At 45.0% G+C, this 22,152-nt stretch carries 24 protein-coding genes; 5 read left to right on the plus strand and 19 right to left on the minus strand.

The annotated features are described in order from the left end of the window. Positions 1-338: 338 nt before the first annotated feature. The 6 genes from RBB45_RS19505 to RBB45_RS19530 all read right to left on the minus strand — a co-directional run bounded on the left by RBB45_RS19505 (position 339) and on the right by RBB45_RS19530 (position 7,141). Entirely contained in the window at positions 339-752 is a 414-nt protein-coding gene (locus RBB45_RS19505) for a CoA-binding protein (RefSeq protein WP_009796317.1), read from the minus strand. A 194-nt stretch (positions 753-946) separates the two neighbouring features. Next, positions 947-1,810 carry a GNAT family N-acetyltransferase gene (locus tag RBB45_RS19510; protein ID WP_306010221.1) on the minus strand — a complete coding sequence of 288 codons (864 nt, stop codon included), beginning with the start codon at positions 1,808-1,810 and terminating at the stop codon, positions 947-949. A 108-nt stretch (positions 1,811-1,918) separates the two neighbouring features. After that, positions 1,919-3,220: a purine/pyrimidine permease gene (locus RBB45_RS19515; RefSeq protein WP_306010222.1), complete on the minus strand. Its 1,302-nt coding sequence runs from the start codon at positions 3,218-3,220 to the stop codon at positions 1,919-1,921. A 96-nt stretch (positions 3,221-3,316) separates the two neighbouring features. Next, complete coding sequence (locus RBB45_RS19520) at positions 3,317-5,035, minus strand: glycosyl hydrolase family 18 protein (RefSeq protein ID WP_306010223.1); 1,719 nt, start codon at positions 5,033-5,035, stop codon at positions 3,317-3,319. A gap of 214 nt (positions 5,036-5,249) precedes the next feature. Next, entirely contained in the window at positions 5,250-6,686 is a 1,437-nt protein-coding gene (locus tag RBB45_RS19525; protein WP_022543832.1) for a phospholipase D family protein, read from the minus strand. 134 nt (positions 6,687-6,820) lie between these two features. Then, a complete protein-coding gene (locus RBB45_RS19530) occupies positions 6,821-7,141 on the minus strand; it encodes a DUF3243 domain-containing protein (protein ID WP_009790936.1) in 321 nt (106 codons plus the stop codon). A gap of 198 nt (positions 7,142-7,339) precedes the next feature. Here RBB45_RS19530 and RBB45_RS19535 point away from each other — a divergent pair, with 198 nt between their 5' ends. Further along, a complete protein-coding gene (locus RBB45_RS19535; protein WP_306010224.1) occupies positions 7,340-7,819 on the plus strand; it encodes a DinB family protein in 480 nt (159 codons plus the stop codon). Positions 7,820-7,873: 54 nt separating this feature from the next. Here RBB45_RS19535 and RBB45_RS19540 read toward each other — a convergent pair whose 3' ends face one another. Then, positions 7,874-8,131 (minus strand): type B 50S ribosomal protein L31, encoded by a 258-nt coding sequence (locus tag RBB45_RS19540; protein WP_129612244.1) that lies wholly within the window; start codon positions 8,129-8,131, stop codon positions 7,874-7,876. Between the two features lie 259 nt (positions 8,132-8,390). Between RBB45_RS19540 and plsY the strand changes: the two genes are divergently transcribed. Together plsY and RBB45_RS19550 are read left to right on the plus strand one after the other, a co-directional pair. Next, complete coding sequence (plsY, locus tag RBB45_RS19545; RefSeq protein WP_306010225.1) at positions 8,391-8,978, plus strand: glycerol-3-phosphate 1-O-acyltransferase PlsY; 588 nt, start codon at positions 8,391-8,393, stop codon at positions 8,976-8,978. A 321-nt stretch (positions 8,979-9,299) separates the two neighbouring features. Beyond that, on the plus strand, positions 9,300-10,436 hold the full coding sequence (locus tag RBB45_RS19550; RefSeq protein WP_306010226.1) for a two-component system sensor histidine kinase NtrB: 1,137 nt from the start codon (positions 9,300-9,302) through the stop codon (positions 10,434-10,436). Between the two features lie 479 nt (positions 10,437-10,915). On the opposite strand, the gene RBB45_RS19555 is transcribed toward RBB45_RS19550, so the two are convergent. Next, positions 10,916-11,176: a hypothetical protein gene (locus RBB45_RS19555; RefSeq protein WP_306010227.1), complete on the minus strand. Its 261-nt coding sequence runs from the start codon at positions 11,174-11,176 to the stop codon at positions 10,916-10,918. 236 nt (positions 11,177-11,412) lie between these two features. Here RBB45_RS19555 and RBB45_RS19560 point away from each other — a divergent pair, with 236 nt between their 5' ends. Beyond that, positions 11,413-11,703, plus strand: coding sequence for a HesB/YadR/YfhF family protein (locus tag RBB45_RS19560; RefSeq protein WP_022543829.1), 291 nt, complete (start codon positions 11,413-11,415; stop codon positions 11,701-11,703). A 40-nt stretch (positions 11,704-11,743) separates the two neighbouring features. Here the strand turns inward: RBB45_RS19560 and RBB45_RS19565 are convergent, their stop codons facing one another. The 10 genes from RBB45_RS19565 to acnA form a co-directional block, all read right to left on the minus strand. Beyond that, positions 11,744-12,034, minus strand: coding sequence for a hypothetical protein (locus tag RBB45_RS19565; protein WP_009790925.1), 291 nt, complete (start codon positions 12,032-12,034; stop codon positions 11,744-11,746). An 8-nt stretch (positions 12,035-12,042) separates the two neighbouring features. Further along, entirely contained in the window at positions 12,043-12,477 is a 435-nt protein-coding gene (locus RBB45_RS19570) for an acyl-CoA thioesterase (protein WP_306010228.1), read from the minus strand. Further along, positions 12,452-14,815, minus strand: a complete 2,364-nt coding sequence (locus RBB45_RS19575; protein WP_306010229.1) for an AAA family ATPase — start codon at positions 14,813-14,815, stop codon at positions 12,452-12,454. Before RBB45_RS19575 ends, RBB45_RS19570 begins: the two co-directional genes overlap by 26 nt. A 158-nt stretch (positions 14,816-14,973) precedes the next feature. Next, positions 14,974-15,210 carry a small acid-soluble spore protein Tlp gene (gene tlp, locus RBB45_RS19580; protein ID WP_009790922.1) on the minus strand — a complete coding sequence of 79 codons (237 nt, stop codon included), beginning with the start codon at positions 15,208-15,210 and terminating at the stop codon, positions 14,974-14,976. A 172-nt stretch (positions 15,211-15,382) separates the two neighbouring features. Next, positions 15,383-15,526, minus strand: a complete 144-nt coding sequence (locus tag RBB45_RS19585) for an acid-soluble spore protein N (protein WP_009790921.1) — start codon at positions 15,524-15,526, stop codon at positions 15,383-15,385. 56 nt (positions 15,527-15,582) lie between these two features. Then, positions 15,583-15,714: an FbpB family small basic protein gene (locus RBB45_RS19590; RefSeq protein ID WP_022543828.1), complete on the minus strand. Its 132-nt coding sequence runs from the start codon at positions 15,712-15,714 to the stop codon at positions 15,583-15,585. 652 nt (positions 15,715-16,366) lie between these two features. Beyond that, on the minus strand, positions 16,367-16,873 hold the full coding sequence (locus RBB45_RS19595) for a peroxiredoxin family protein (protein ID WP_306010230.1): 507 nt from the start codon (positions 16,871-16,873) through the stop codon (positions 16,367-16,369). A gap of 24 nt (positions 16,874-16,897) precedes the next feature. After that, entirely contained in the window at positions 16,898-17,314 is a 417-nt protein-coding gene (locus tag RBB45_RS19600) for a hypothetical protein (RefSeq protein ID WP_141195056.1), read from the minus strand. Positions 17,315-17,397: 83 nt separating this feature from the next. After that, positions 17,398-18,447: an S-methyl-5-thioribose-1-phosphate isomerase gene (gene mtnA / locus RBB45_RS19605; protein ID WP_248138289.1), complete on the minus strand. Its 1,050-nt coding sequence runs from the start codon at positions 18,445-18,447 to the stop codon at positions 17,398-17,400. Positions 18,448-18,584: 137 nt separating this feature from the next. Next, the gene (acnA, locus tag RBB45_RS19610; RefSeq protein ID WP_306010231.1) at positions 18,585-21,293 is read right to left on the minus strand and encodes an aconitate hydratase AcnA; all 2,709 of its coding nucleotides are present in this window, start codon (positions 21,291-21,293) and stop codon (positions 18,585-18,587) included. A 331-nt stretch (positions 21,294-21,624) separates the two neighbouring features. On the opposite strand from acnA, the gene sspO reads away from it, so the two are divergent. Then, positions 21,625-21,774 (plus strand): small acid-soluble spore protein O, encoded by a 150-nt coding sequence (gene sspO, locus RBB45_RS19615; RefSeq protein WP_035400962.1) that lies wholly within the window; start codon positions 21,625-21,627, stop codon positions 21,772-21,774. A gap of 77 nt (positions 21,775-21,851) precedes the next feature. Here sspO and RBB45_RS19620 read toward each other — a convergent pair whose 3' ends face one another. Continuing rightward, complete coding sequence (locus tag RBB45_RS19620) at positions 21,852-22,112, minus strand: hypothetical protein (RefSeq protein ID WP_009790914.1); 261 nt, start codon at positions 22,110-22,112, stop codon at positions 21,852-21,854. Positions 22,113-22,152 lie beyond the last annotated feature (40 nt).

The raw sequence follows: 22,152 nt of genomic DNA on the forward strand, positions 1-22,152 counted from the left end.
TTTCATTGCTGCACACAACCGTCTTGCCTTTGTATCTATGTTGTCGAACATCACTATAAGTATTCGCCTTTTCACATGATAATCCTTGTCCCCGGCACAGAAATACCGATATAGGAACAAGTGTTCTATGTTTAAGTTTACCATATTTTCAAAAGACGTCTATGCTTAATTGTATCTATTTATTTGGTTTTGGCAAATGAGTTCTGGATTTTTTTAGATTAAGAATTGATGACACAGATGCTGCCAAAGAGCAGACGAATCCTTTCGAGCCTACTTTCCCCGCAAATGAAAGCACACTAATAGCAGATGTATTAGTGTGCTTTAGGTTCCAATTTTCGTCATTTTGTCATAGCATGCTCTACTTTGATACAGCGATCCATAATGACTGTGTAGCCTTTGTCCTTCAAAAAGTCATAGGCTTCCTGATTAGCAACACCCAGCTGGGCCCAAAAAACATCCGCATCTATTTCATCAAATTCCCTTGCAAGATCAGGCAGATATTCTGAACGCCTGAAAATATTTACGATATCAATATGCCCCTCTATTTCATTCAGTGAACCGACAGCCTTTTCACCAAGGATTTCTTCTTCGCCCGGATTGACCGGAATGATGGTATACCCTGCATCCTGCATTGCTTTCGACACCATATAAGAAGTCCTGTCCGGATTCCCGCTCAGGCCGACAACAGCCACCTTCTTCGCTTTTTTAAGTATTTTGCCGATTTCTTCCCGGCTCGGATTTTCAATTGCCATTCTTTTCACCACTCCTTATTATTTCATATTCCTTTTATGTTCGCCAGTATTCCTATAACCTGAAGGGATGAGTCCGAAACCTGTCAGGTCTTTACGAAGTGAAAATGCATGATATGCTTCCGGCTTTGTTTCATCAAGGATTTGTTGCTTTTTATACTATGTGTTGAGCAAGAGTTACTCAGTAATGAGCTGAATCAACACTGCCTTTTATAAAACAGAAGGGTGTTTGTTTCTTTAAAGCCCATTTTCTTATAGAGTGAAATTGCCTTTTCGTTGGCGCTGTCGACGCACAATTTTATCCTTTCAATCCCGCTTTCCCTCAGCTTCTTTGCTGCCATAAGAATAAGCCTTGCTCCCGTGCCTTTTCTTCTCTCAACAAGGGAAACGCCCATAAATTCAATGCTCGCAGCCTTTTCTTCTGAGTCCAGTTCCGCGTATAGATAGCCTGACAATCCGCTGTTCTTAGCTAGGGCAAAAATAAGATGTTCATCATCGATTTTTTCAAGCACCTCGCTGCCGGAATAATAGGTGGCTGGAAACAGTGAATCATGAAGAAGGGTAAAATCGGCAAAGAACTCCTTCGGCAAAAAAGATGCCGGTTCTCCGTCCACTGCATCTTCGAGAGTAAGCTCCATGAACATCTGAGATGAAGCAAGTTTGAAGCCTTTCTTCTCAGCAAACAATCTGCATCGTTCATTTTCCCGGCCAATAAAGAGATGCCATTGGTTCAGCCTGTTCCCAAAATATTCTTCCGCTAATGACATCAGATATGCAGCAGAGTCCTCCCAGCTGTGAGGCTCTGCAAATGGCCCCCATAATTCTCCGACACCTCTTTCCAAATCGGCATCCACCCCGAGGAAACCAGTGATTTCTGAGGAATCCTCTCTATGGATAAAGCAGGCGGAATCTGCATCCTTAAAAATGTCTGACAGATCTTCTGCAATATCCTGCGCCTCTGTACCCAGATAGCCAATAAATGAATCCTGGCGGCTGTTTTTTGCTGCCGCATAGTCAGCAAGTTCAAGTATGTCTTCTTTCGTTAGCATCGTTTTCTGCATTGTATCAATTCCTTATGTATATTTGCTATAATTTTAACATTATTCAAAAAATAAAGTCCATGATATTAAATTAATGGCAGGTGCCCAAGAGCACCTGCCACCGGGCTTTTAGCGGCTTTCCCCAGACTGCCCGCCGTAAACCCTTTTTGTAAGCTGATCGGCTGCTATGGCTATAACAGAACCGAATATTAATCCATTATTCAAGAATGAAGTAATAAGCGGGGAAACCCCTTTAAAAGCCTCAGGCGGCACAAACATAGCACCCACACCTGCAAGGAGCGCAATGCCCGCCACAAGCCGGACCCGGCCGGTTTCCGTTTCTTTGTCCAGCTCTCCGAATGCAATGCCTGCCATATTGGCAAACACTACAAAAGTGACTGAATAGCCTACAGGAGCCGGGAGTGATGCAAAGAAAGACATCAGGGCAGGAAAAAAGCTTGCTGCCGTGATGATTGCCGCCCCAATCATGAATGGGAGGAGCTTAGTAATTTTTGTCGTAGCAATGAACCCGGCTGAGCCTGAGATCGGCACAGGTCCGATTGCTGAGAAAACACCGCCAAGCAGCTGGTTGACCCCTGACACAAAGCCTGAAGCCTTGAACCGAGGAGAAGGGGTTATTGCTCCTTCTTTCTTCAGCACCTCGTCAGCGACGCGGATGCTTGCAATCATATTGGTAAGCAAAAGAAGTGTCACAAAGACGGCAGTCACGGTCATTCCCGCATCAAACTTCGGCGGGCCGAAAGCGAACAGTTCCGGCATGGAGACCACACTGCCTCCCGATAACGACACTTCCTTTGACAGTCCGAATAGAGAAAACAGCAGCCAGCCGCCAACAAGGCTGATCAGAATGGAATATTGACTGACCACCCTGATTCTGTGTTTGGACAAGTAAAACGCAGCGATGACGAGCGCCAGACAGAAAAAGAATACAGGCAGGTCGACGCCTTCCCTGCGATACCCGATTCCGAGCATGCCATTAAAAAAGGACCCGCTGAGCTGCAGGATCAGCAGCAGCAGATAGACTCCTGATACAACCGGTGTAAACAGCAGTGCAAGCCGGTCGATGAGTTTAAAGATGCTAAGGAGGATGAAGACAGCGCCTGAGACAAGCATCGCTCCCTCCAATGCCTGCAGAGTTTCACCTGCTGAAGAAAACAATGAGGAGCTTAGCCCTGCGTATATGGCAAACACTCCCCACCAGAGTCCTGCTGGTCCTTCGTTTATAGGCAGCCTGTGCCCGAAGAACCCCTGAAGGAGGCTTGATATCCCCAGTACAAAAATAGTGCGCTGGATGAGGCCCGCTGCCTCGGCCGGATTCAATCCGAATAGATCGGCAATGGCTATAGGTGCGACGATCGTCCCGGCAACCATGAATAGCATCCACTGCAGCGCTGAAAAACCAACTTTCATGAAAAAGACTCCAATCGTAAATAAAATTAAAAAGGAAATGGCCCTGTTTCGGCCATTTCCTATTATAAAGTATATAATGCTGTTTTTGGAGACTTCTTACTTTTTTGCAGCCTGGCCCGTACCAGGTGAAAGGGCCAGCCATGCTGACTGATCCGCAAAATACCTGGACCAGCTGCCGACTCCGGCCAGTCCATGGCGATCTGCTATCTCAGCTCTTTTCCTCAAGGACATTTCATCCTCAAGCCAGATTTTATAGGTTGCCTTATCTTTGACGGAATAATATTCTGCATAGTTTTGCCCTGATGCTTCATCATATACCGGTACGGCTCCCGTTTCAGTAAGCCACTCTTTCACTTGCTCCATAGACAGTGCCTCCGAGGAGATGCCCCCTTCATCTTTTTCCTCCCACAGCCTGGCATAGAGAGGAACGCCCAGTATAAGCTTTTCTTTCGGCACCACTTCAAGCAATGCCTGAAGATTGCTTTCCACCCAAGGAAGGCTTGCAACACTTCCGGCAACCGGAGAAGTAGCCCAGTGCTCATCGTACGCCATTACCGCCAAATAATCGACTATCCCTGCCAGCTTATCTCTTTCGTAGAAGGCTGACCAGTTTCCGCTTGAAGAGATGAAGGTGATATCCATTGAAACCGTCAGTCCTGCCTGATGAAAATAAGGCGTCGCTTCCCGGACAAACTGGGTCACCAGCGGTCCATCTTCCTGGTTTACATTTTCAATATCAAGATTGATGCCGTCCAGCTTATAAATTTGGCTGTAGTGCAGAAGCGAGCGGATGATTTTTTGCCTTGTTTCAAAATCCTTGAATGTCTGATGGGTCAATTCCGCGTCAAAAGCATTGGAAAACAGGCCCCAGACCTGATAGCCGCGGCCATGAGCCCATTTCACATAATCTCCTGAGCCCAGATTTTTTACAGATCCATCCTCACCTGCCAGCTCGAACCACGTGGGGGAAACAACATTGACGCCTGGCATAGAGGGAAGGGCAGCATGATCGGGATTTTTCGAATAAACCGCTTCCCATGTCAGATGGATCGGGCCGTCGATTTTCTTCAATTCAGGTTTGTATTCCTCTACTTTTACAGACACTTCTGTTTGTTCACCTTTTATAACATACTCTTTTTTTATATATCCTGCTCTTCCGTCACTTTTTCTTGCAAAATAGTATTCTCCTTTTGTCTCTTCAATATACAGCTCCTCATTCGCCTCGGCATCAGCTGTATACGGTGATTGAAGATCAGGTTCTGTCCTTAACCGCAGCCTTTCCTTGCTGATGTCCTGATCACGGATGATTGCCTTCTGCACCGTCTCGCCGTCCTTTTGTATCCAAATTGCACCTGTGTCCTCGAGCACTGTATAAGCAAGAGGGTAATAACGCCTGATTTCTTCGATTGAAATATACAGGCCGCCTGACTTATTCATTGCTGCAGGCAGCTGCAGTTCGACCGGCTTGCTGTTTACATAATAAGACAAGGCATCCGTCGGCATTTGGACGACTTTATTTTTGGTAGTCAGGATAATAGATTGAGAGCGCTCATCAAATACGATGGAATCATCCAGCTTTTCCTGGAGTAATGACAGCGGCAGATAGACATTTCCGTTATCAGTCCAGGCATTTCCTTCCTGTTTTCCTTCGAAGATGATCGGGTTCTCCCCTGAGAAATAATCTTCTTTAACTGGTGATGCAAAGGGGTAAAGCCAAAATATGATGCCGGAAATAACAGCCAGCAGCACGAGAACAACTCCTGCAGCGAGGCCCCTTTTCTTTGCCGGCTTTCTATTAAGTTGAATATTGGCCATAAAATAAATTCCTCCCGGATACTATCGTAACGAATCTATGCAGCAAAGGGAAGGACGAATCTGCTAAAATATCCTGCCTGTTTTTTCTTGCAGCACTCTTTAATATTAACGATTGGAAAAGGCAAAAAGTTTCAAAGCATTTTGCTAATGGCACAGTAAAAAACCTTCCAGGCTAAGCGTGCCGGAAGGTTTTTTGAGGGAACTGGCTATTTTTCTAATAAGTGGTAAAACCAAGCATCTTTTGAAGGCTGTAAACGATATATCTGAACACAGGAAGCTCTTCCTGGGTAGCATAGTCGAGCGTATAGATGCCATCTTCATTCTCCCATATCCTTTTGAAATAGGCATCAGCATCCTTCATGACCGGCGTGTCATTGGGGGCTGCTATCTTCATATCTGTTTCGAGATTCAAATCATCCAGATTCCTTTTTGTAAAATTGGCTGAACCGCCAATCAACACACTGTCAGTTTTCTTTTGGATGAACATCAGCTTCGGATGGTACTGCTCCTCATCTGTATTGTACCAGCGGATGGAGATATTTTCTTTACCGAGTTTTTCAAGCTCAGAAGCAACCGGAATATTCGGAAGACCTGTCTTTTCCGAGCCAAATGCATTCTGATTCGGGTCGAATACGAGATTGATCTGCACTCCGCGGTCTGCCGCTTCCTCCAGGCCTCCAATAACATCCCGGTCGGCAAGATAGAACATGCCAAGCCATATGATATCTCCTTTCCGGCTTTCATCTATTTCTTGAAGGATATGTTTGAGAATCTTCCCTTCTGTCAAGACCTGAAGGCTGACAGGTCCGTCTTCCTTTGCATCCTGCTGCTGGTACTTTGGCAGCTGAATATCATAGCCGGAATAATCAATGACAGCCTGTTCTGTTTGAAGTAAGTCCCCTATGAAGCTGCCGCTTCCTTCAAAAGCAATATTTGAATGATAGCCGCTTGCATCATGGGGATTTCCCGAGGAAACGATGGCAGTCTTCTCGGACACGAAGACTTTGCGGTGATTAGCCTTGATGTTCAGCAGATCAAGATATGACCGCGCTGTTACATCAGGTGCAGTATTGGCAAGCGGATTGGGCAGCCAGCCTTTGCCGTCCTGTCCAAACCACTGCAAAAACATCCGCCAGAAACCTGAATAGAGCGGGTTGGAATCGCGCAGCGGCTCTAACTTCGTCATAACCACCTCTATGCCGTTCTTTTTCAGCTCCTCCAGCTCAGGTGCTCTATGGGACCCATATGTAGTATTGATTTTATCTGTAATGACGATTATTGGCATTTCGGGATTTTGCTTCTTCTTCATGATCAGTCTGTCGGTTATATTCTGGCTCAGCGGAGGAAACTTTTCCTCTTTGTCGTAATAGCCGCTGTACAGGAACATATCCATAACGATATATTCCTCCGCTTCTTCAATAGCCTCCTGCATCCTTTCAAAAATCTCCTGTTCATGCTGCCTCTTTCCTTTCTTGTCTTCGTATGATAAATCCGTCAGCAGCTGCAAATCATCAACCTGATGGACTTTCCCTTCATAAGACAACCCTTCAGGCAGTTTTTTATTTGTATGGTAAATGACTGTAACGCTGTATATGATCAAAAGCAGCACCACAGCCGGAACCCATATTTTTTTCTCTTTTAGCGGCCCCATATCCGTTCCTCCCATTTTATCTGCCAAGCGGCTGAATGCCTATATAATAACCGTTTTTCCATAAATAGAAACCAAGCGGCCATCCATAAAAAAAGAGCAAAGCATGGATTGCTTTGCTCCTGTTTATTTTATAATTAGCCTACCAGCTTAACCAGCAGATGGGAAAGGGCATGCTGCTCTTCTTCGTTGCCGGACTTCCACAGCTCCTGAAGCAGCTTTTCCTCCCTGTTGCGAGGCTCTTCCTTCTTCGCCAGGTAGTCGCCTACCTTTTGCGCAGCATTTGCCAGCTGCTCTTCATTCAGCCCCATTTTCTTGCCGAGTGAGACCTTGCCGCCTAAATAATCCTTGAAGCCTTCAAAGCTTGATAGAATTTCGTCTTTTTTCTCAGAACCCATGTTTTCCAGTTTGTTTTCTACTTTGCTGTTTGTTTCTGCTGAACCGTTAGTATGTTCCATTAATCATCTCTCCTTTAAATTATAGTAATTGTTGCTTCTGTTCTATAGATACCCGATTTGGTCTATGCGAAACACAGAAAAGCATATTGAAAGATTCTTGAAATATATTGTGATAGAAGCGTATATTTATTGATAGAAGACCGGCGGTACAAAAAACTCTTAAGGCTGCTGCCCGAAAAAGAAAATAGGAGGCGGGATATGGAACATCTCATTTTCAAACATATGGAGACGGTGAAGCTAATTACAGAAAGTTCGCTCAAGCGCATACCGGAAAATGCAGCTGATTTTATTCCAGAAGGCTTCAATAACAGCATCCGCTGGAACTTCGGCCATATCGTCTATATTCAGGAAAAAATTGCATTCTTACTGCTTAACGAAAAATCAGGACTGCCGGCTTCTTATGAAGAGCTTTTTAGCGCGGGAACCAGCCCCCGTTCTTGGGACCAGGAGCCTCCGAGCCTGAAGGAGATTGCCGATGTCTTAGCAGACCAAAAGGAAAGGATTCTTCAATTTATGCCTGGCCGTCTGGAAGAAATACTGCCAGAACCTTTTACTAATAAGGCCGGCATCACGTTCCATACAGCAGGGGAAGCCTTTCTCTTCAGCTTTTACCATGAAGCTCTCCATATGGAAGCAATTAAAAAGATTTACCAGATCTATAGGAAAGAACAAGTCTGAGAACTCTCTGTCATAAAAAATGCCCGCCAGGCTGGGAAGCCTGCGGGCCGCTTTTTATTTTTCTTTGTTTTCCATATTATATTTTTTCATAAAACGGTCTACACGGCCGCCTTTATCGGCAAATTTCTGTTTGCCGGTATAAAACGGATGAGTGTCAGAGCTAACCTCCACCTTCAACAGCGGATAAGTGTTGCCGTCTTCCCATTCTATCGTTTCATTCGTCTTCTTCGTAGAGCCGCTTAAAAATTTATAGCCGCTGTTCACGTCCATAAATACTACCTGCCTGTATTCCGGATGAATATCCTGTCTCATTGAAGTCACCTCTTTTATAGGATAATTTAATTGTAATCGAAACGATTACGATTATCAACTTTATTGCTCAACTCTTACCTATTTATCATTTTCCCGGGTACTATATCTATAAACATTGATTAGTACCTGGTGCTAAGTTAGCCTAACATGGTACAATATAAAGACCTGGCTAATCCTCTTTGATTTGATACCAGAACAAGCAATCGATTCCCGCCAAATAACGGCGGAAATCGCGGATTTTGAATAAAGGAGAGAAGTTATGACAGCAGGCATTATCATTGTACTGGCTTATTTGCTCGGATCGATTCCTTCCGGGCTCTGGATCGGAAAGGCATTTTACGGGACAGATATCCGCCAGCATGGCAGCGGCAATCTTGGCGGAACAAATACATTCAGGACGCTTGGCGTCAAGGCAGGCATCATTGTTACCACTGCGGATATTTTAAAAGGGACCCTGGCAGCTCTCCTTCCCTATTTCCTGGGCTCGGATTTTAATTGGCTTGTAGCAGGCATATTTGCTGTAATAGGCCATATGTATCCTATTTTTGCCGGATTTAGAGGCGGAAAGGCAGTGGCAACATCCGGAGGAGTGCTGCTTGCATGTGCACCGCTTATGTTTGCAGTAATCGTGGCCATCTTTTTCCTCAGCTTATACATAACCAAGTATGTATCCCTTTCATCTATGCTGGCTGCCCTGGCAGCTGTGGTTTATTCCCTTTTCGTAGGTGAATGGGATCCGCTGCTCACTGTAGTTGTATCCATCCTTGCCTTCTTTGTCATCTACAGGCACAGGGCCAATATTAAACGAATAAAAGATAAAACAGAGCCAAAGATCTCCTGGCTTTAGACCAAAAAATAAACGGCTGGAAGGCCGTTTATTTTTTTCCTCCCAAGCCCCTCTGCCAATGCTGATCAAGCAACCAAAAAACACCTTAAAACAACTGTTCTGCAAAAGAAAAATATCGTGCGTTATTGTAGTGGACATACCAGTTTTGTATAATAGTATAAAAGTCATAATTATCCATCATTTCGACTAAAAACTTTCTTTTTTTTCAAATTCCGCACATAATACTGAAAAAGATTCATATATTACGCTATGGCCCCTGACTGCTGAGCGGCTTAAAAAGATGGATTACGCATACATTACTCGTTTTAAGGAGGGTATATTGTGATACCCGTAAACTCTTTATCTCAAGAATCGTTTCCTTTTCCCTATTTTATTTTATCCCGGGATTTATACATCATCTCGGCCTCAGGTAACCAGCAGCAACATTGCCAAAAGCATATTTCCGAACTTCTTGCCGACGGCCAGAATGCGCAGGAGCTTCAGGCATTCCTTCTTGGAAGAAATGCAGAATATGTTGATTTTCATTTTATAGAAGGCTGGTTCCGCATTTACCGGGCTGTTGGAGCTGACAACGAAACCATCCATATATTCTGCTTCCCGATTGAACCATTGGCTGCGGAAATTGAGCAAGTACTGGCAGAATTCGAGGAAAAAGCGGCTGTTTTTTCCAAAGCATTGAAGAAAAAAAAGGAAAAGCTTGTACAGACTGCAGAACAGGTACAGGAAATGGCAGTCGCTTATGAATTTCAGGCTAATCTTGGAAAGCTGGCGGCTGGCATCGCTCACGAAATCCGGAATCCGCTCACGACGGTCAAAGGCTTCCTTCAGCTGCTCAAGCCGCAGCTCAGGGAAATCGGAAAAGAGGAATATGCCAGTATTGCTTTAGGGGAGATCAGCCGGGCAAACGAAATTATCGGCAGTTTTCTGAATGCCAATAAACCTTCCGAGAACAAAATGAAAAAAGTGCATATCAATCAGATTGTCAAAGAGATTGTCATGCTTTACGAAAGCGAAGCCGTTTTAAGGGGAAGCCTGCTTTTATTCGAACCTTCACCCAATGATCCAACAATGGCAGCTGTTCCCGGTGAGCTCAAGCAGGTGCTCTCCAACCTGTTCAAAAATGCAATGGAAGCAATGACCATACAAAGCATGGCCGGCTCTGTACAGGCAAAGGTAGAATGCTGCAGCAAGCATGCTGTCATTACCATACAGGATAATGGCTGCGGCATGTCTGAAGAAACACTGCAAAGAATTTATGAGCCGTTTTATACGACTAAAGAAACCGGCACAGGCATTGGCATGTCAGTCTGCAAGAAAATAGTCGAGGAATTGGGCGGGAGCATTGATATATCAAGCAGGCCGGGAGAAGGAACGGCTGTGAAGGTTATTCTCCCCATTGAAGCTGAGGAGGCAGAGAAACTGGCAGAGCCGGAAATAATCCCTGAGAGAAGGAATTAAAAAAAGGCTGTTCCTGAAAATAATACTCTCAAATACAGTGGAAAGCACCGAACAACAAGCCGGATGAATTGCCCGCCTCGATGATGGTTGAGACGAAAAAAGCGGATGCCCGCGTGAGACATCCGCTTACCTGCCTATTAGAAGCTATAACTTAATCAATTGGAACTTGGCATTTCCAAATACATCTTTTATATAATCAAGTTTTGTATGGTCAAAATAGACAAAATCCTTCTCATGAATCAACACAGACAGATCGCCGAATTCAAAAGTTTTATCATCGGTAATGGGCTGCTCTTCCAGAGACAGCTTAAGCTGAGGGCCGCCTCAGCCGATTCCCATTGAAAGGCGTACATACAGCTTCTCCTCCGCTGTCTTTCTTTCCTTTTCAACAGAATCCAGCAGCTTATCGGCTGCAGCACCAGTCATTTTAAACATCGTCCCACCCCCTTTTACTGTAACTGCATGCAGGCAGTTTTCTTCTAATGATGAGCTCCGAAGAAGAATCCCTGCAGAAAAATCATGCTGACCGCCAAGACTGCCAGCACCCCGATAACTGGTATAAAAATGCTCCGGTTTTTCTCGCAAATTGCAGCAAGAACAAAATAAATGACAGCCATGACAGCGGCAAAAGCGCCTGCTTCAATGGCCTTTTCTGCTTTATCTGTCTGCAGTACGACAAGAAGCGCTATTCCTCCGAAAATAAAAATGCCGATCATATTCATTAATCGATATTGAGACAAACTGACACATCCTTCATTTTATTTTTTCTTTACCCTGACCGTCCATCCTGTCAAACGGCCTTGGTGCGATCAAAGTGCTTGTGCGAATTACCCTGATAAGGGTTATTTTTTGCAATAAAAACATAAAGTATAAATAGGCCTGTTTCACTTGGGCAGCCTGATTCAATTATTCGCTTTACACTACATACTCCTTTATAATGATTATGGAAAACAGATTGCGGGAAAGGAGACTTCACATGAACATACATATAAATGACGATGCCGCACAATGGTACAAAGATGAACTTTCACTGGAAAAAGGTGACCACCTCCGTTTCTTTGCCCGCTATGGCGGATGCAGCACCGTTCAGCAGGGTTTCTCTCTCGGAGTTGCCAATGAAGAGCCTGTTAATACAGGTGCAGTAACGGAAAAAGGCGGCATTACATTTTTTATTGAAGAAAAAGATCTTTGGTTTTTTAATGATCAAGATCTGTATGTAGAAATGAATCACAAGGCAAATGAGCCTGTATTCAAATATGAAGAGTAAGCAGCTGCCTTTCTAAGCAGCTGCTTTCTTCTTTTTCAGTTCAGTCCAGAGGATTGCGGATTCCTTCTTTGGCAAGAATCTGTTTTTGCCTGTCACCCAGCAAATCAAAATGTGAATAGCCGTCCTTTCTAATATCAATCCATTCCGGCTTAAGGCCATGGGAATGCCCCCACCTTTTCAGCTTATCCAGATCGCTGCAGCCTACCTTTGTCACTGTTTTGCAGCCGGGGAAGCGGTCATCCAGCCAGTAATGAGTCAGAAAGGCAATTTCCCCTTTATCAATTTTTTCTTTCCATTCTCTCAATTCTTTCTTTCCAATTCCAAATGCCACTGGATCACCTACTCAGCAGCTTCAGGTGCTTTTTTTGCTTTTTCATAAGCATCGTGCCAGTCAGGATATTTCCGTTTGATTGAAATGGGGCGGAAGTTTTCTTTTTTCACACAAACATGCTTGGAAATGCCTTCTACAGACAATTCACCGCCCTCTGTCAATATTTCATATCCGTATGTGACACGGAATCCATCATACTCTTCGATCCAAGTCCTGATGACTGCTTTTTCACCATATCTGACAGGCTTTTTATAGGAAGCGGCAATATCAATAACAGGAGAAATGATTCCGTCTTTTTCAAGCTCTGCATAATTGAAACCCAGCTCCTCAATCAGCCTGGTGCGTCCAAGCTCCATCCAGACCAGATAATTGGCATGGTACACCACGCCCATTTGATCGGTTTCCGCATATCGGACTTCAATTTCTTTCGTTGATATCAGCATCTTTATTCCCCTTTGTGATTTTCTTTACCGCCTTTTCAAAATCCGCTTTCTCAAGAAGGGACGCATTCTCCTTCAATTGGCTTTCGTCACCCTCCATGAGCCTGAAGGCCTGGAACTGAATGGATTCATTAGCCAGATTGGCTGCCAGGCGCCCGTTGCCTCCAGCTTTTATGCCAGGCAATGCTTCATCCAGATAAGCGATAGCTCCATCCGTCAAATCATACTTGTATTGAGCAGCGTAGTTCTTGATGATCTGGATAAGTTCTTCTGTATTATAGTCTTTAAAATGAAAGAACTTCTTAAAGCGGGATTTCAGCCCCGGGTTGCTCTGCAGCAGCCTTTCCATTTCATTGGAATAGCCGGCAAGTACGACAACCAGGTTTTCATTATGCTTTGTCATTTCATCAACCAGAGTGTCGATTGCTTCTTTCCCAAAGTCACCAGGCGATTCGCTTAAGAGGGCATACGCTTCGTCTATAAAAAGTACGCCGCCCAATGCTTCCCTGATGATCTTCTTTGTCTTGATCGCTGTTTGTCCTACATAGCCTGCAACAAGGTCGGAACGGCCGGCAACGATGAGATGCCCTCTTTTCAGCATCCCGCATTTATGAAGCAGCTCTGCATAAATCTTCGCCACTGTCGTTTTACCTGTTCCGGGATTGCCGGTGAAGACGGAATGAAGCTGTACAGGCACTGACGGGAGATTTTGTCCCCGGCGGTACTGCTGCATTTTTACAAACGATATCAGCGATTCTACTTCTTCTTTAATATTTTCTAGGCCGACAAGCATTTCCAGCTGCTTCTCAGGATTACTTCTTGTGCCATCATCCTGGTGAAGTATGAAGTCATCCTTTTCAAGCAGTGTATAAGGAAGCAGATGGTCAGTAGCTTCGGATTGCGCCCCTTTTTCAAAAATGGCGTCGAGGACGATATTTTTGGCTGTCCGTGCATTTCCGAAAGTGTCATCCACCTTTTCCTTCTCAAGTCTGCCTTTAAGCTCTGATTTTGCTTCATCAGTAAGGATATAATCATTATCCTTTGCTATTCTGTCAGCGATTTCCACCAGCTCTTCTTCTGTATAATCCGGAAGATGAAGCTGGTTGGATTGAGGGAAGCGGCTTCTGAGCCCGGGATTGGCATCAAGGAACTGCCGCATTTCTTCCGGATACCCTGCCAGGATCACTGCAAACTTGCCGCCATACTCTGACCCGGTCATCATCGAGACCAAAGTATCAATCGCTGTCTGGCCATAATCATTCCCTGTCTGGCCTTCCCGTTTCAGGCTGTATGCTTCGTCGATGAAAAGCACGCCGCCGAGAGACCTCTCAACAGCAGAGCGGACATTTTCCTCTGTCTGCCCGACATATGCGCCTACAAGCTGGGAGCGGTCTGCTTCTACCACTTCTTCCCGCGGCAGGACGCCAAGTTCATGATAAATTTTTGCAAGCAGCCTTGCGAGTGTCGTTTTTCCTGTTCCAGGGTTGCCCGTCAGGATCATATGGAGGCTCATTTCATCTTTGATTTGGAAGCCCAGCTGCTTTCTTTTCTTCTGGTACTTCAGGAATTTATAGAAATCATTCACCCGGCTTTTTACTTTTTCCATGCCGATCATACTATTAAGGCTTTCAAGTGCACTGATTTCTTCAGTCACTTCTTCTTCAGTCTGGAATAATGCATGCCACTCTTCTTTCAGACCGGCAATTCTGTCTATATGCTTTTTCATGTCGTTAACATGGGTTGCTGTATGGAAAACCCCCGAAATCGATTCTTCATACTCTTCAGCAGCCTTGAGCAGCAAAGCTGTTTCATCAGCAGCCAATTCGAGCAGGCTGATCAGGCTGGCGTATATATCTTGGAACTTCTGGTCTGTCAGTTCCTCTGACACTTCCCTTTTGCCTGATAATCTTTCCTTCTCTTCTTCAGATGCATCGAGAAAGCTGCGGCAGATACTGATATACTGCTCAGCAATTTTCCGCTTTGCTGTCCGGTTGTCGGTTTCCCTGATAGAGGGAAATACGAGCATGTCAAGAAGCTCACGATGCTTCTTCCAATCCCTCTGGGCCATAAATCTCCGGGCCTGTCCATTTTGCGGATCCAGCTCTAAAGCTTTGTCCATCCAGGCAGCGGCAAGGCTGTCATCTTTATTCCTGCCAAGCCTTGAAAGAGCGGCAAGTGTAAGGATTGCAGAAACAGATCCAGAATCTTCATCAGTGTCTATTTCCTTCAGCAGGCTTAACAATCTGCCTTCATTGGATATATATCCGTTCTCGCTGTACTCTTTTTCCCATTCCGCAATACGGGCGGAGATTGGGGAAGCATTTTGTTTCCTTTGGTTCATCACTATCACATCTTCTTTTACAAAAATTATTTACTCTCCGCTTTTCGCGTCCGCTATTATTTTACCATATATTTTTGTATGTACTAAGCATTCTGCCGTGCTGTTACGGATATGGAAAGGGCCCGGGTTCTGGTGGATATCCCGGGCCGATGGCTTTACTATTCTAATCCGTTTTCCTGCTGCGCCCGATATTCGTCCTTTACCTCTGACCGGAAAGCATCCAGGCTGTCCCGGCGGCGCTCGTTCTTAGCTTCAATGCGCTTTTTGTCTTCTTCGTTTGCGAACTCCATAGAAGCCTCTGCTTCCTGCATATTCTCAATTGTATGGACGATCATTGATTGCAGCTTCTCAACGTTATCGCTTCTGTCATCGGGATTTGGCCTGTTATGTGCCATAACGTAACCCTCCTTGGCGGTAGTGGATTGTTGCCTGATTAGTTTACGGAATATGTTGTTTTTTCATGTAGGAAATGAGTGGGTAAAAGGGGAGGCATAAACATGCACTTAGAGATAAATAAGTGATCATACAAACAGCCGCCCTTGATTAGGGACGGCTGTGATTTATCATCTATTCGCCTTTAGTTTGAATAACCTGTGCGTGCTTTCCAGATGTATCCTGCATCTTCTTGCCTTTGTTGCCGCCGAATCCTCTTGATTTAGTTCCTATATGGTTCGGCACAAACTGGCTGCTGTCTTTTTTCGGATTGCCCATGCTTATCCCTCCTCCCTTTTAATATCTCCTTAAGAGGGGGAGTTACGAATGGGAATTTATTCAGCTTTGCCCATACGTTTTTCTTCAAGCCTTACTTCAATGCGATCTATGGCAGCCTGATCTTTCAGAAGCTGGCGCTTGTTTTCAAGGACAAGCTCTGCAAATGTCTGTTTTCTAGGTTTTCTCATTTCTTTCACCTTCCTTATTTCCTATTCTAACAGTTAATATGCCCAAAAAATCCTGTAATTATTACAACTTTTTGAAAATTTAAAGTAAAAGGGAGTAGTTGAAGGATATTTGCTTAAGACTTGTGGTTATTTAGGAATTTTTTAGAAGTGGGTTACATGACTAGCTTCTCGCGGCAATGCCATGTATCCCGGGGACCTGTTTAGATGCATGACTGGCTTTTTCGCAGCCATTTCGTGTACTTCGGGAAACTGTTGGCAAACATGACTGGCCTTCTTGCAGCCATATCATGTATCCCGGAAACCTTTTGGTGTACATGACTAGCCTTCTTGCAGCCATACCATGTATCCCGGAAACCTGTTGGCATACATGACCAGCCTTCTTGCAGTCATACCATGTATCCCGGAAACCTGTTGGCATACATGACCAGCCTTCTTCCAGTCATACCATTATCCCGGAAACCTCTTGGCATACATGACTAGCCTTCTGGCAGTCATACCATGTATCCCGGAAACCTCTTGGCATACATGACTAGCCTTCTAGCAGTCATACCATGTATCCCGGTGGCCTGAAAGGATACATTACCTCCCTTATCGCAGCTGCATGACCTCTGCTAAAAAATAAAAAATAAGCACCCAACAGGATGCTTACACTTCATTTCATTTTTTCAGTCATTTCCCACATGGTTTCTGCTTCCATCGCCGATAAATATTTATCCCGGATTATACCTTTTTCGTCAATAAAATAAGTTGTAGGAACCGTCATGACTTTATACTTGGTATTCACCTCGTCTTTTCCATCCAGAAGGATCGGAAAGGTAATTCCCATTTTCTCAATAAATTTTGCTGAATTGTATTGCGGATCGATATTGACAGCCAGGATGCTGATCTCATTCCCTGCTGCTTCATAAAATTTTTGCATCTCAGGCATCTCCTGTTTGCAGGGAGGGCACCATGGAGCCCAAAAATTGAGCATGACCTTTTTTCCGCGGAAATCAGAGAGCTTAACAGACTGCCCCTGAAGATCCTTCAGCTGAAAATCAGGTGCCTCTGTACCAACTGCAAGACCGGGCAAGTCCGCTTTAGCAGCATTCAGCGGCAATAGGACTGATATATGCACAAGCAGTAAGAAGGCCATCAGATTTATTAGTTTTCTGACCATTGCTATATTTCCTCCTTAAAAAGCTTATTTGATGAAGATATAAAGAATGCTTAACAGCCAAAATCCGCATAAAAAAGTGAATAACGCATAAATAACCAAATAGACCATTTCCCTGGCAGCCCAGCCTTGCTTTCTGCACTGTCCGGTAAAATAAAGAGCAGCACCGAGCAGGCCGAGAATAGCTTCTTTTATCCCTCCATTGAAATATAGCAAACCAAGGGGGTTGGTCCATAAAAGGGACGGCTGAAAAAGCAGCCTGCCAAACTTATATAAAAGAAACCAAATCAGCACTGCTGTAAAAAGCTTGTCCTCGAAGGTTTTTCGAAACTCTTGTCTGTTTTTCAAATGAAAGAAGAAAAACAGATGGACGATCAGCAGGGAAAGAAGGGATACCAGCAGGTCAACCTTAAGGTTAAAGGACCCTATTTCAATTGTCTCCATTATTACGTTGCCCCCGTTAGAAAAATATATGAGCGGAAAGAGCCCGCAGAAAAAAGCAAGCATTGCTGCTTGCTTCCTGAATATTATGAATGAAACAGCTTCTTCAGCTCTTCAGAATAATTCCCTTGAATGATCCCTTTTTCAGTGATGATGGCTGTAATCAGCTCAGCAGGCGTCACATCAAATGCCGGATTAAAAACCTTGACTCCGTCCGGTGCCGTGTTTTTGCCGAAACCATGCGTAATTTCTTCGGAGCCTCTCATTTCAATCGGGATAGCATCTCCTGATTCTGTTTTCATGTCAATGGTTGATGTAGGCGCAGCTACGTAAAAAGGGATATTATGTGCTTTGGCCAGCAGTGCAAGCCCGTATGTCCCAATTTTATTGGCAGTGTCCCCATTGGCGGCCACCCTGTCACAGCCGACAAAGACGGCTTCTGCCATTCCCTTTTGCATGACCATGGCAGCCATGCTGTCTGTGATAAGAGTCACATCAATGCCTGCCTGCTGGAGCTCCCATGCCGTCAGCCTTGCGCCTTGAAGGAGCGGCCGCGTTTCATCTGCATACACTTTTAGTTCCCAGCCCTTTTCCTTGGCAAGATAGAAAGGCGCCAGTGCTGTACCGTATCTCGCAGTTGCAATGCCGCCTGCATTGCAATGTGTCAGGACCCCCATCCCATCCTTCAAGAGGGCAAGCCCGTGGATGCCGATCATGCGGCATACCTCCTCATCCTCTTTCCTGATCTGGTGTGCCTCTTCCTCAAGCTTTTTCTTTATCAAGGCAACTGGCTGGTCTTTTTCCGCCAGGGCACGCTCATCCATCCTCTGCAAGGCCCAGAATAGGTTAACGGCAGTAGGACGGGAACTCGCCAGGTACTCGAGATTTTCTTTAAAATTTTTGTAAAACGATGAGAAATCCACCTCAGGAGCCTTATTGGCAGCCAGAACAAGTCCGTAGGCAGCGGCAATCCCTATGGCCGGAGCACCTCTGACTTTCAGCTGCTTGATTGCGTCCCACGCATCCTCCACCTTGGTGATTTCAAGAAATTCTGTGACCGCTGGCAGCAGGGTCTGATCCAATATATATAATGTGCCGTTATTATATGTAACGGATTGAAGGAATGTCTGTTCCACTTTTTGTTCCCCTCTCGAAGACTTTTCAAATTTTTCTGATGCTAGAGCTATTGTAGCAAGAATTATGTTAGACGCCTATATTTTATTTTTACAAAAGGAAAAAGCGCCGCAGCAATGCCGCGGCGCCCATACATTTATTAGTTTTTCAGTCTTTCGCGCAGAACCATCTGCAGGATTCCGCCATGGCGGTAGTAGTCGATTTCAACTTCAGAATCAAAACGGACAAGCACTTCAAAAGTAAGTCTGTTTCCATCTTCGTCTGTCGCTGTAACCTTTACGAAATCGCGCGGCCTTACATTTTCATCGATCTGTACATCGAATGTTTCCTTGCCAGTCAGGCCGAGAACTTCTGCATTTTCTCCTGCTTTGAATTGAAGCGGAAGGACACCCATAAGAACAAGGTTGGAACGGTGGATACGCTCATAGCTCTCAGCAATGACTGTCTTGATGCCGAGAAGATTTGTACCTTTGGCAGCCCAGTCACGGGAAGAGCCCATTCCATAGTCTTTGCCTGCAAGAACGGCAAGGCCGGTTCCACCTTCCTTGTATTTCATGCAAGCATCATAGATGCTTGTCACTTCGCCAGTCGGCCAGTATGTCGTGAAGCCGCCTTCAGTGCCAGGGGCAACCTGGTTGCGGATGCGGATGTTCGCGAATGTTCCGCGCATCATCACTTCATGGTTACCGCGGCGTGAGCCATAAGAGTTGAAATCACGCGGCTCAACGCCGTTTTCGCGCAGATATCTTCCTGCTGGAGTATCCTTGCCGATTGCGCCTGCAGGTGAGATATGGTCAGTTGTAACAGAGTCGCCGAATTTGCCGACTACACGCAGTCCGTTAAGCGGCTTGACTTCATCCGCATTTGGCGTAAGCCCTTCAAAGAACGGCGGGTTTTGGATGTAAGTTGAGTTCTCATCGAAAGAATACAGCGGTTCATTGCTGGTCTGGATTTCATTCCAGCGCTCGTTGTCGCTGAATACATGCTCATATTCTTTCTTGAAAAGCTCAGGTGTTACAGTCCTGCTGACAACCTCGTTGACTTCAGCAGTAGATGGCCAGATATCCTTGAAGAATACGTCGTTTCCATCTTTGTCTTTTCCGAGTGATTCATTCTGAAGGTCAATGTCAACAGTTCCAGCCAATGCATAAGCCACTACCAGCGGCGGTGAAGCCAGGTAGTTTCCTTTAACAAGCGGGTGGATACGACCTTCAAAGTTTCTGTTCCCTGAAAGGACGGAAGTGACAAGAAGATCGCTGTCAGCTACTGCCTTCTCGATTTCCTCTCTCAGCGGCCCGGAGTTTCCGATACAGGTTGTGCAGCCGTAACCGACCAGGTTGAAGCCGATCTGCTCAAGGTATGGAAGCAATCCGGAATCACGCAGATAGCCTGTAACTACCTTAGATCCAGGTGCAAGAGAAGTTTTTACATATTTAGGCACTTCAAGGCCAAGCTCGACCGCTTTCTTAGCTACAAGGCCGGCGCCGACAAGCACATATGGATTTGAAGTATTTGTACAGCTGGTAATCGCAGCAATGGCGATAGCACCTGTTTTCATTTTTGTTGAATCCCCATTTTGGAAATCAACGGTTACTTCTTTATTGATCTCTTTCTTGCTTAAACCGAACCCCTGGTTCCCTTGAGGAGCCGTAAGCGCCTGATTGAACTCTTCTTTCATGGCAGAAAGAGGAATCAAATCCTGCGGGCGTTTAGGACCGGAAAGGTTTGCTTCAATTTCAGCGAGATTGATCTCAACTACTTCAGTGTATACCGGTTCAAGTGAAGGATCGAAGAACAATCCATTCTCTCTGCAGTACTTTTCAACAAGCTTGATCTGCTCTTCAGATCTGCCTGTCAGACGCATGTAGTTGAGTGATTCTGAATCAACCGGGAAGAATCCGCAAGTTGCACCATATTCAGGGGCCATGTTGGCAATTGTCGCACGGTCAGCAAGCGGCAGTGCCGTTACACCTGATCCGAAGAACTCGACGAATTTGCCGACAACTCCCTGCTGGCGAAGAACCTGTGTCACCTTAAGCGCAAGGTCTGTTGCTGTAGCTCCGTTTGGAAGCTCACCAGTCAGCTTAACCCCTACTACTTCAGGCACAGGGAAATAAGAAGGCTGGCCTAGCATTCCTGCTTCAGCTTCAATTCCGCCTACACCCCAGCCAAGTACGCCGATACCGTTGATCATGGTTGTATGGGAATCCGTACCTACGAGTGAATCAGGGAAAGCTTCAAAATCGCCATCCGGCGTTTCAACTGCATGAACCACGTTTGCAAGGAATTCCAGGTTAACCTGGTGAACGATCCCGGTTGCCGGCGGAACAGCACGGTAGTTGTCAAATGCTTTCTGCGCCCAGCTAAGGAACTGATAACGCTCGGCATTACGTTCAAATTCAAGAACCATATTTGCTTCCAGGGAATCAGGTGTACCGTACTTATCAACCTGCACTGAGTGGTCGATAACCAGGTCGACCGGCTTCTCCGGATTAATTTTGTCAGGATCTCCGCCCATGTCAGCCATTGCTTTCCTTAATGAAGCAAGGTCAACAACCGCAGGAACGCCTGTGAAATCCTGAAGGATGACGCGTGAAGGCTTGAAAGGAACGTCTACTTCCTTCACTTGGTCAGATCCCCATTTTGCCAGGTTCTCTACATGCTCTTGTGTAATAACCCGTCCGTCAAACTGGCGCAGGACAGACTCAAGCAATACTTTAATGGAATAAGGCAACCTTGACACGCTGCCGATTCCTGCTTCTTCCAAAGCTGCTAATTGATAGTAATGATAGCGTTTACCGTCTAGTTCAAATGATTTCCTTGAATTAAAAACATCATTTTTAGACATATGTATTACCCCCTCTAATGATAATCATATACCAAAATTATAATAATTGTCGAAAAGTTTGAATTGTCATTTTCATCGCCACTTTTCTCACAATTCTTATCTTAATACAACCTTTTATATAAGTAAATAACAAGAAAGTTATTGTTTTTGATAAGTTTTACTTATTATATTTTTGATCGCAATTCATTTTGACATGATTGGACAGCTAACAGAGTCAATTTCTATATACCTTTTTGGAGATTTTTAAAACAAATATTATTGCAATAAAGCAATTTTTTACCGAATGAGGGCTGGTTTGCAGGCAAAAGATATGTATGCGGAGGTGAGAATTTTGGCGAAACGAAAAGCAAATCATGTACGTCCAGGCATGAACGCAGCTAAAAGCCAGGGTCAGGGCGCCGGGTTTAATGAGGAATTTTCAAATGAGCCATTGACAGAAGCGCAGAAACAAAACAATAAAAAACGCAAGAAAAACCAGTAATAGCTTGTATTGGGGCTTGGCCCCCTTTGAATAGCAGGACATAAAAAAACCCCTGAAACAGGGGTTTTTACATTTTGTCATTCAGCCGCATTAACTTCCTGGATGATTCTCGACAAATCTCGCTGAAATTGCTCCAGCTGGCCACGCTGATGTTCACTTGCTGTTTCAAGGGCATTTTCGATTTGCGCAAATGCTTCATTGACCTCATTTTCCAGATGCTTCAGCTGATGCCCGTAGCTTGCACTGTCGTTAACGATTTCATTATATAAGCCGCTGGCTTCGGCGAACCCTTGCTCTGCCGCCTGGAAAGCCTGCTGTTTGTCTTTATGATATGGCATGTTTTCACTCCTGTTAATCAAGATGTAGTGTTAAATTGTG

It is taken from the genome of Bacillus sp. MMSF_3328, from assembly GCF_030733525.1.
GTDB classification, from domain to species: Bacteria; Bacillota; Bacilli; order Bacillales; family Cytobacillaceae; genus Bacillus_AB; species Bacillus_AB infantis.

Coding starts and splice junctions, on each gene's coding strand:
- RBB45_RS19505 (WP_009796317.1), bottom strand. CDS start 752: ATGGCAATTGAAAATCCGAGCCGGGAAGAAATCGGCAAAATACTTAAA.
- RBB45_RS19510 (WP_306010221.1), bottom strand. CDS start 1,810: ATGCAGAAAACGATGCTAACGAAAGAAGACATACTTGAACTTGCTGAC.
- RBB45_RS19515 (WP_306010222.1), bottom strand. CDS start 3,220: ATGAAAGTTGGTTTTTCAGCGCTGCAGTGGATGCTATTCATGGTTGCC.
- RBB45_RS19520 (WP_306010223.1), bottom strand. CDS start 5,035: ATGGCCAATATTCAACTTAATAGAAAGCCGGCAAAGAAAAGGGGCCTC.
- RBB45_RS19525 (WP_022543832.1), bottom strand. CDS start 6,686: ATGGGGCCGCTAAAAGAGAAAAAAATATGGGTTCCGGCTGTGGTGCTG.
- RBB45_RS19530 (WP_009790936.1), bottom strand. CDS start 7,141: ATGGAACATACTAACGGTTCAGCAGAAACAAACAGCAAAGTAGAAAAC.
- RBB45_RS19535 (WP_306010224.1), top strand. CDS start 7,340: ATGGAACATCTCATTTTCAAACATATGGAGACGGTGAAGCTAATTACA.
- RBB45_RS19540 (WP_129612244.1), bottom strand. CDS start 8,131: ATGAGACAGGATATTCATCCGGAATACAGGCAGGTAGTATTTATGGAC.
- plsY (WP_306010225.1), top strand. CDS start 8,391: ATGACAGCAGGCATTATCATTGTACTGGCTTATTTGCTCGGATCGATT.
- RBB45_RS19560 (WP_022543829.1), top strand. CDS start 11,413: ATGAACATACATATAAATGACGATGCCGCACAATGGTACAAAGATGAA.
- RBB45_RS19570 (WP_306010228.1), bottom strand. CDS start 12,477: ATGCTGATATCAACGAAAGAAATTGAAGTCCGATATGCGGAAACCGAT.
- RBB45_RS19575 (WP_306010229.1), bottom strand. CDS start 14,815: ATGAACCAAAGGAAACAAAATGCTTCCCCAATCTCCGCCCGTATTGCG.
- tlp (WP_009790922.1), bottom strand. CDS start 15,210: ATGGCACATAACAGGCCAAATCCCGATGACAGAAGCGATAACGTTGAG.
- RBB45_RS19585 (WP_009790921.1), bottom strand. CDS start 15,526: ATGGGCAATCCGAAAAAAGACAGCAGCCAGTTTGTGCCGAACCATATA.
- RBB45_RS19590 (WP_022543828.1), bottom strand. CDS start 15,714: ATGAGAAAACCTAGAAAACAGACATTTGCAGAGCTTGTCCTTGAAAAC.
- RBB45_RS19595 (WP_306010230.1), bottom strand. CDS start 16,873: ATGGTCAGAAAACTAATAAATCTGATGGCCTTCTTACTGCTTGTGCAT.
- RBB45_RS19600 (WP_141195056.1), bottom strand. CDS start 17,314: ATGGAGACAATTGAAATAGGGTCCTTTAACCTTAAGGTTGACCTGCTG.
- acnA (WP_306010231.1), bottom strand. CDS start 21,293: ATGTCTAAAAATGATGTTTTTAATTCAAGGAAATCATTTGAACTAGAC.
- RBB45_RS19620 (WP_009790914.1), bottom strand. CDS start 22,112: ATGCCATATCATAAAGACAAACAGCAGGCTTTCCAGGCGGCAGAGCAA.